Origin of the sequence: Acinetobacter sp. CIP 53.82 (assembly GCF_000369465.1) — a bacterium.
In the GTDB taxonomy this organism is placed as follows: Bacteria; Pseudomonadota; Gammaproteobacteria; order Pseudomonadales; family Moraxellaceae; genus Acinetobacter; species Acinetobacter indicus.
Map to the genome: position 1 here is coordinate 1 of NZ_KB850047.1, position 3743 is coordinate 3743.

Here is a 3743-nt window from a genome sequence, read left to right on the forward strand (position 1 = left end):
ATTGCCACCATTACCCAAAATTACGGTGACTTTGTCGCGGTAGACACCTTGGCGCAGGATGGCGAAACCGAACAGCAAAAACCATTCGCCAGCAAAATCTTTGACAGTCATGAATTTGGTTATCGTCGCGTGACCATTGAACGTCCATTACGTTTATCGGCACAGATCACGGATAGCGCAATTGCATCATTACGCTTTGCCCCGAAACCGTTTAATGCCGTGATGCAAAGTATTGATGCGCAATTGGGTACAGCCTTTGGTACAGTGTGGACAGCAGAAACTTACGGTCAGTTGCAGGACGTTGCCCTTGAGGTACGTGCCCTGATTAAAGCGGAATTCCCTGAGCTAAAAGAAAAAGACATTAAAGAGGTACTGGACAGCAAAATCTGGCTATTCCAGAAAGCCTTGATGGAAAAAGCCCAAGCCTTACAGGCCGTGATTGGTACTGAGCAGTTTGATGACTTTAACCAGTTTGATGAAGTGCTGAAAAAAGCCCTCAAGCAAACCGACATCAAGCTGGATGCCAAAGAGAAGAAACAGCTGTTAGATGCCATTACCTGGAAGAATCCGGAAGCAGAACCAGTGATTAACAAGGTCGTGAAACAGGCAGAAAACCCACTGTATGGCCAGTTTAGCTATAACGGTAAAGTAGTTGAGTTTGTACAAGATGGCGACTTGCGTGATGCCGAAAATATTGCATTGAATCCAAAGGTCAGCACCACGGAATTGATTGAAGACTACTTTAAACGTGAAGTCCAGCCACACGTGGCCGATGCGTGGATTAATGCTGACAAGCGCGATGAAAAAGATGGTGAGATCGGCATAGTGGGTTATGAAATTCCGTTTAACCGTCATTTCTACGTGTACCAGCCACCGCGTGATTTAGCTGAGATTGATGCGGATTTGGATGCGGTGAGCCGTGAAATTATGGAACTTCTGCAAGAGGTGCATTCTTAATGGCGAAGTATCAAAAATACGCTGAGTATAAAGATTCAGGTGTTGAATGGTTAGGTGAGATTCCTAGCCATTGGAAAGTCGTTAAATTAAGTTATAAATTAAGATTATTGAGTGGTGATGGCATAACTGCCTTTGATATTGAAGATACAGGAACTTACCCTGTATTTGGTGGTAATGGTTTGAGAGGATTTACTGAAAAATATAATTGTGATGGTGAATATGCACTAGTTGGTAGACAAGGTGCACTTTGTGGAAATATCAATGTAGCAAGAGGAAAGTTTTTTGCTACTGAACATGCTGTTGTTGTCTATCCATACGAAAAATTTAACCTTACATATTTATCAGAATTTTTAAGGTTTATGGATTTGGGGCAATATTCCGTTTCTGCTGCACAACCAGGAATTGCAGTTGATCGCATTAATGCACTTCCGATAGTTACTCCTACATTAGATGAACAAAATTCTATTGGTGATTTCTTGGATCATGAAACCGCCAAAATCGATCATCTGATTGAAAAACAACAACAACTGATTGAACTGCTCAAAGAAAAACGTCAAGCGGTGATTAGCCATGCCGTGACCAAAGGCTTAAATCCAAATGTCCCGATGAAAGATTCGGGTGTGGCATGGTTAGGGGAAGTGCCGGAGCATTGGGATGTTATTTATATTAAACACTTAACAGAAGTAAAAAGAGGAGCTTCTCCGAGACCTATTGATGACCCTAAATATTTTGATGATGAAGGTGAGTATGCTTGGACTCGAATAGCAGATGTCACGAAAGCAGGTATGTATCTAACTGATACAACTCAAAAATTATCTAAATTAGGATCTTCTCTTAGTGTCCGTTTAGAACCAAACGAATTGTTTTTAAGTATAGCCGGAACAGTTGGAAAGCCTTGTATTACTGTATTCAAAGCTTGCATCCATGATGGTTTTGTTTATTTTCCTACCTTAAAAATGAATAATAAATTTTTATATTATATTTTTGAAGCAGGGCAAGCTTATTTAGGTTTAGGAAAAATGGGTACTCAATTAAATTTAAACACCGATACGGTTGGTGGAATAAAAATTGGATTACCTCCTAACTTTGAAATAGAACAGATCATTTCTTACATAGAAACACAAAATGCAAAGTATGACTTTTTAATCTTAACTGCTAATAAACAAGTTTCTCTTTTACAAGAACGCCGAACCGCCCTGATCTCCGCAGCCGTGACTGGAAAAATTGATGTTCGCAATTGGCAAGCTCCAAGCGTTACTGAGGCAGACACGGAGTTAAGCGCATGAGTGATCATTCTTTAACGCCCGTAGCCTTGCCACAATTGACCCAAGATATTGTTTCACTTGTCCATGCCGCCAAACAGCGTGCAGCCGTAGCCGTCAATGCCGAACTGACCTTGCTGTATTGGCACGTGGGACAACGTATCCGACAGGAAATCCTCAAAGGTGAACGGGCAGAATATGGGCAACACATCATTGGTAATTTATCCAAAGCCCTGACAGCGCAATTAGGCCGAGGCTGGGGAAAGTCACAGCTCAACTACTATGTTAAATTTGCCGAAGTTTTTGATGATATCAACATTGTCCATGCAGTGCGTGGACAATTAAGCTGGACGCATCTTAAAACCCTGATGTATATAGATGACCACATCAAACGAGAATTCTATCTCAACATGGCAGTGCAGGAACGCTGGTCTACGCGAACGCTGGATGAACGGATCGGTTCAATGCTGTTTGAACGTACCGCGATTTCCAAAAAACCGGATGAAACCATTCTGCATGAACTGCAACAGCTCAAGGAACAAGGGGTTGTACATCAGCAGCTCTTGCTCAAAGATCCCTATATTCTGGACTTTCTCGATCTGAATGACCGCTATCTGGAAAAAGATTTAGAAGATGCCATTTTGCGCGATATTGAGCAGTTTCTTTTAGAGCTGGGTTCAGGTTTTAGCTTTATTGCCCGCCAGAAGCGTATTCAAATCGATGAAGATGATTTCTACATTGATCTGTTATTTTACAACCGCAAACTCAAACGACTGGTCGCGATTGACCTGAAAACTGAAAAATTCCGCCATTCGCATAAAAGCCAGATGGAACTGTATTTACGCTGGCTGGCCAAATACGAACAGGAAGAAGGTGAAAACCCACCGCTGGGCATTATTTTCTGTACCTCCAAAAAACATGAACAAATTGAATTGCTGGACTTGGAAAAATCGGATATTCATGTGGCTGAATATATGACGGTTTTGCCACCCAAAGAAGTCTTGGAACAGCGCTTACACCTTGCGAGGGAACGTGCTAAACAACGCTTGCTCGCCGATGGAGAATCATAAACATGGATGCCACCCGTGAAAGCATTTTCCAGAACGACATCATTCAGCAGATGCTGGCTCAGGGCTGGCAACTCGGTACGCCACAAGGCTATAACCGTGAAACTGCCTTGTATGAGCAGGACGTACTGGATTTTGTGCAACAGACCCAAGCACAAGACTGGCAGAAGTTTCAGCGCATCTTTCCACAAGATACCGAACGGCATTTTCTAGAAGCCGTGGTTGCCCAGCTGAAGAAAGCCGACATCAATGCCACCGATGAACAGTCGCGTAGCTATGGCACTTTAGGTGTGCTGCGTCACGGAGTGAAAACCCGCAGCGCACGATTTTTCCTCTGTCAGTTTAAACCGGAACATGCGCTAAATCCCGATACCTTAGCCAATTACAAAAAGAACATCTGCCGCATTGTGCCAGAGTTGGTCTATAGCCCGTATGCTACGGCTGCCGAGTTACAGGA

General features: G+C 43.0%; 2 protein-coding genes and 2 pseudogenes. All 4 read left to right on the forward strand.

Annotated elements, in window-relative coordinates; genetic code table 11:
* Window positions 1–957, forward strand: a pseudogene (locus F905_RS14905) (SAM-dependent DNA methyltransferase); the annotation flags it as partial.
* On the forward strand, window positions 957–2243 hold the full coding sequence (locus tag F905_RS15595) for a restriction endonuclease subunit S (protein WP_005182684.1): 1287 nt from the start codon (window positions 957–959) through the stop codon (window positions 2241–2243). The pseudogene F905_RS14905 and the gene F905_RS15595, both read left to right, overlap by 1 nt.
* Window positions 2240–3289 carry a PDDEXK nuclease domain-containing protein gene (locus F905_RS14915; protein ID WP_005182687.1) on the forward strand — a complete coding sequence of 350 codons (1050 nt, stop codon included), beginning with the start codon at window positions 2240–2242 and terminating at the stop codon, window positions 3287–3289. The genes F905_RS15595 and F905_RS14915 overlap by 4 nt, the downstream gene beginning before the upstream one ends.
* Window positions 3286–3743, forward strand: a pseudogene (locus tag F905_RS14920) (type I restriction endonuclease subunit R); the annotation flags it as partial. The gene F905_RS14915 and the pseudogene F905_RS14920, both read left to right, overlap by 4 nt.

Excerpts from the sequence above, each read along its gene's own strand:
- F905_RS15595 (WP_005182684.1), top strand. The coding sequence starts at position 957 with ATGGCGAAGTATCAAAAATACGCTGAGTATAAAGATTCAGGTGTTGAA.
- F905_RS14915 (WP_005182687.1), top strand. The coding sequence starts at position 2,240 with ATGAGTGATCATTCTTTAACGCCCGTAGCCTTGCCACAATTGACCCAA.